Here is a 4,657-nt window from a genome sequence, read left to right on the forward strand (position 1 = left end):
GAGCCGCACCATGTTCGAGCCGCTTCCCGAGATGAAGACGGCGACGCGCTTCTTCGTCATAGGTTGATCATGCCCTTGTAGACCGTGCCGGCCATGTCGTCGCCGCGGGCAATGATGCGCCCAAGCGCAAAGGCGGTCTCGCCCTCGCGCTTCAGGACTTCGAGCACGTCTTCCAGGTCTTCAGCCTTGCAGACGCCGATCATGCCGACGCCGCAGTTGAAAGTCCGCATCATCTCCGCCGGCGCGACGCCGCCGGCGCGCGCCAGCCAGGAGAAGACGGAGGGCACGGTGATCGCCCCAAGGTCGATCTCGGCCGACAGCGCCTTCGGCAAAACGCGCGGAATGTTCTCGGGAAAGCCGCCGCCGGTAATGTGAGCCAGCGCCTTCACCGCGCCAGTCTCGCGGATGGCGGCGAGAAGCGGCTTCACATAGATGCGGGTCGGCTCAAGCAGCGCTTCGCCCAGCGTCTTGCCCGGCGCGAAGGGGGCCGGAGCCTGCCAGCCGAGGCCGTTCATCTCGGCAACGCGGCGGACCAGCGAGAAACCGTTGGAGTGCACGCCGGATGAGGCAAGGCCGAAGATCACGTCGCCTTCCTCGAGATTTGCCGCCGGTAAAAGCGCGCCGCGTTCGGCTGCCCCAACGGCGAAACCGGCAAGGTCATAGTCGCCTCTGGCATACATGCCGGGCATTTCCGCCGTCTCGCCACCGATCAGCGCGCAGCCGGCCTGGCGGCAGCCTTCGGCGATTCCCTCGACAATGGTCGCGCCTTCTTCCGGATCGAGCGCGCCGGTGGCGAAATAATCGAGGAAGAACAGCGGTTCCGCGCCCTGGACCACCAGATCGTTGACGCACATGGCGACGAGGTCGATGCCGACGGTGTCATGCTTGGCCGCCTCGATGGCGATCTTCAGCTTGGTGCCGACTCCGTCATTGGCGGCGACCAGAACGGGATCGGAAAAACCGGCGGCCTTCAGGTCGAACAACCCGCCAAAGCCGCCGATCTCGCTGTCAGCGCCGGGGCGGCGGGTCGACTTGACCGCAGGCTTGATCATCTCGACCAGAAGGTTGCCCGCATCGATATCGACGCCGGCATCGGAATAGGTCAGTCCGTTCTTACGGGTTTCGCTCGTCTTGCGGGAGTCGCTCATGGGGCCAATCCTCATGCCAATTCGAAACGAGGGCATTGCACGGGTCGTTGCCCGATGCAAGCGGCAAGGCCGGACGCCCCTCCGGATATCACAATAAAGCCGGTTGTTGAGGCCCGAATGCAAGTTCTTCCTAGTGTTTTCCGCCGGTGGATATCGGGGAGGGGCCGTTTCCCGCCATTCTTCGGCCTTGACGCTGGGGTCGCAATGCCCAACAAACAGAGCGCGCCGGTTGCTTCTTCCGGAGAGAGGCACGACCGGGTTTATCAACAAGAACGGCAATTGCTTTTTCAAGGACCAAGCATTGCCTGCGACGGAGTGTGGTGGATGACGAGACGCATCAGCGGCGCCGGCCTCAGGCGACAGGTCATTTTCTGGCTCCTGTTCGCCGCCTTCGTGGCGCTCTTTCTTTATGTGTTCCGCAGTATCCTGCTGCCGTTCGTGGCGGGCATGGCGCTCGCCTATTTCCTCGATCCGGTCGCCGACCGGCTGGAAAAGATCGGGATGAACAGGCTGTGGGCGACGACCGCGATCATGCTGACCTTCCTGATCGTCGTGATTGCGGTCCTGCTGCTCATCATTCCGCTTCTCGTCTCGCAGGCCTCCGAGGTGGTCCAGCAATTCCCGAAATATATCGCGGCGCTCGAGCACTATGTGCAGACCACGCAATTGAGCAAGCTGGTCGACTGGGCGAACGGCCAACTGACCGATCTCAGCGAGAATGTCGGCAAGATGCTGTCGGGCGGCGCCTCCATCGCCGGTTCGCTGTTCGGCAGCATCTGGAGTTCGTCGATGGCCGTCGTCAACGTCGTCTCCTTCGTCGTGCTGGCGCCGGTGATTGCGTTCTACCTCCTGCTCGACTGGGACCGGATGGTCGCCAAGGTCGACCAGTGGATCCCGCGCGGCCAGGTCGACGACGTGCGCTATCTCGCCCGCGAGATCAACAGCGTGATTTCCGGTTTCGTGCGCGGCCAGGGTTCGCTCTGCCTGATCCTCGGCGTCTACTACGCCGTGGCGCTCAGCCTTGCCGGGCTCAATTTCGGCGCGTTGATCGGTCTTTTCGCCGGCTTCATCAGCTTCATCCCCTATCTCGGCTCCACATCCGGCCTCGTGTTGTCCATGGGGGTCGCGATGTTCCAGTTCTGGCCGGATTTCTGGATGATCGCGCTGGTCTTCGGCATCTATCTGTTCGGCCAGTTCCTGGAGGGAAACGTGCTGCAGCCGAAGCTTGTCGGCGGCAGCGTGCGGCTTCATCCCGTCTGGCTGATGTTCGCCCTTTTTGCCTTCAGCGTGCTGTTCGGCTTCGTCGGCCTTCTCGTCGCCGTGCCGGTGGCGGCCGCCGTCGGCGTGCTCGTGCGCTTTGCCATCGATCGTTATCTCACCAGCGATCTTTACTGGGACGGGATCGAGCACCATACCGACGAGCCAACGCCGGTGAAGGAAGAAGAAGGCTGAGCCGTGGCCAGGAAGAGCGAAACCGTGCAGCTGCCGCTTGCCCTCGGCCACGATCCGGTCGCTGACCGTGAGCACCTCCTGGTCTCCGCCTCGATCGCGCCAGCGGTCGATCTCGTTGACCGCTGGCCGGACTGGCGCGCGCCGGTGGTGGTGCTTGTCGGGCCGCCAGGCGCCGGCAAGAGCCATCTCGCTGCCATCTGGAAAGGGGTGAGCCAGGCGCGCGACGTGACGGACAATCTGCGCGGCGGCCGACCCGTTCCCTATCGTCAGGGCGCGTTCCTGTTCGAGGACGCCGACCGCGCGGGCTTCGACGAGACGGCGCTCTTTCATCTCATCAACACGGTGCGCCAGAACGGCGGCAGCCTGCTGATCACCGCGCGTGACCTGCCCGGCCTCTGGCCCGTTACGCTCGCCGACCTCCGCTCGCGGCTGCAGGCGGCAACCGTGGTCGAAATCGGCGCGCCGGATGACGAGCTCCTTGAGCAGGTTATCTTCAAGCTCTTCGCCGATCGGCAACTTGAGGTGGATCGACGCGTCGTGACCTACCTTGTCTCGCGCATGGAGCGGTCGCTCGACAGCGCCTGCCGGATCGTCGATGAGATCGACAGGCTCGCGCTTTCGCGCGGACGCCGGATCACGCGCGCTTTGGCGGCGGAGGTTCTCTCCCTGCGTGAAAATGCAACAATGTGATCCTATCCCCTCTACGCCTGCGAAAAACACAAGCGCGCGCTTGCAAGCGCCCATAAACTGCGCAAGTCTTGCCGCCTGTCACAGTTTCGTTGCCAAATTCGGATAGTCCGGCAGGAAGAGCGGCGACGTCGCTGCGCCCTGTGTCCGGGTCTATGAGAGGGAAGAGCTGAAATCATGGAAAACTTGTCGTCGCGCGTTGATGGAATGAGCGATCTCGACGGTGCCGAGGATCTGAGCCGGAGCCCGGCGCGGTTCGTCAACCGGGAGTTTTCCTGGCTCCAGTTCAACCGAAGGGTGCTGGAGGAAACGCTCAACCCGGCCCATCCGCTGCTGGAGCGTGTACGCTTCCTGTCCATCTCGGCGGCCAATCTCGACGAGTTCTTCATGGTGCGCGTCGCCGGCCTCGAGGGTCAGGTCCGCCAGGGCGTGACCATGCTGTCCGCCGATGGCAAGACTCCGGCCGAGCAGCTTTCGGATATCCTGCGCGAGGTTGACAACCTGCAGATGGAACAGCAGGCGGCCCTGGCCGTGCTGCAGCAATACATGACCAATGAAGGCGTCGTGATTGTCCGCCCTTCGGTCTTGATGGACGAGGATCGCGCCTGGCTGACCAACGAATTCGAGCAGGGTATCTTCCCGGTTCTGACGCCGCTTTCGATCGACCCGGCCCATCCCTTCCCGTTCATCCCCAATCTCGGCTTTTCCATGGGCCTGCAGCTGGTCAGCCGCCACGGCCGCGAGCCGATGAACGCGCTCCTGCGCCTGCCGCCGTCCATGAACCGCTTCGTGCGCATGCCGGATCTCGACGGCGCGATCCGCTACATCACGCTGGAGGATGTGATCGGCATGTTCATCCACCGGCTCTATCCCGGTTACGAGGTGCAGGGCCACGGGACCTTCCGCGTCATCCGCGACAGCGATATCGAGCTGGAGGAAGAGGCGGAAGATCTGGTGCGCTATTTCGAGACGGCGCTGAAACAGCGCCGCCGGGGGTCGGTGATCCGCATCGAGACCGATTCGGAAATGCCGGCATCGCTACGCCATTTCGTCATCCACGAGCTTGGCGTTCCCGAGGATCGCGTTGCGGTTCTGCCGGGGCTGCTGGCGCTCAACACGCTGTCGGAGATCACCAAGGCGCCGCGTCCGGACCTCCTGTTCAAATCCTTCAATCCGCGTTTTCCCGAGCGCGTGCGCGAGCATGTCGGCGACAGCTTCGCCGCGATCCGCGAGAAGGACTTCGTGGTTCATCACCCTTACGAATCCTTCGATGTCGTCGTCCAGTTCCTGATCCAGGCGGCCCGCGACCCGAACGTGCTCGCCATCAAGCAGACGCTCTACCGCACCTCCAATGACAGCCCGATCGTGCG

Annotated in this window: 4 protein-coding genes; 3 read left to right on the plus strand and 1 reads right to left on the minus strand. The window is 63.4% G+C overall.

All coding sequences use genetic code 11. From position 1 onward, the window contains the following. Positions 1-56 precede the first annotated feature (56 nt). Positions 57-1,148 carry a phosphoribosylformylglycinamidine cyclo-ligase gene (gene purM / locus AC5DC2_RS19730; protein WP_036235863.1) on the minus strand — a complete coding sequence of 364 codons (1,092 nt, stop codon included), beginning with the start codon at positions 1,146-1,148 and terminating at the stop codon, positions 57-59. A 324-nt stretch (positions 1,149-1,472) separates the two neighbouring features. On the opposite strand from purM, the gene AC5DC2_RS19735 reads away from it, so the two are divergent. The 3 genes from AC5DC2_RS19735 to AC5DC2_RS19745 all read left to right on the plus strand — a co-directional run. Next, positions 1,473-2,600: an AI-2E family transporter gene (locus AC5DC2_RS19735; RefSeq protein WP_491699703.1), complete on the plus strand. Its 1,128-nt coding sequence runs from the start codon at positions 1,473-1,475 to the stop codon at positions 2,598-2,600. A 3-nt stretch (positions 2,601-2,603) separates the two neighbouring features. Beyond that, positions 2,604-3,290: a DnaA regulatory inactivator HdaA gene (gene hdaA, locus AC5DC2_RS19740; protein WP_491699704.1), complete on the plus strand. Its 687-nt coding sequence runs from the start codon at positions 2,604-2,606 to the stop codon at positions 3,288-3,290. A 174-nt stretch (positions 3,291-3,464) separates the two neighbouring features. After that, positions 3,465-4,657, plus strand: a 1,193-nt coding sequence (locus AC5DC2_RS19745; RefSeq protein WP_491699705.1) for a polyphosphate kinase, incomplete at its 3' end; no start/stop codon positions are given.

Source organism: Martelella sp., assembly GCF_984369615.1.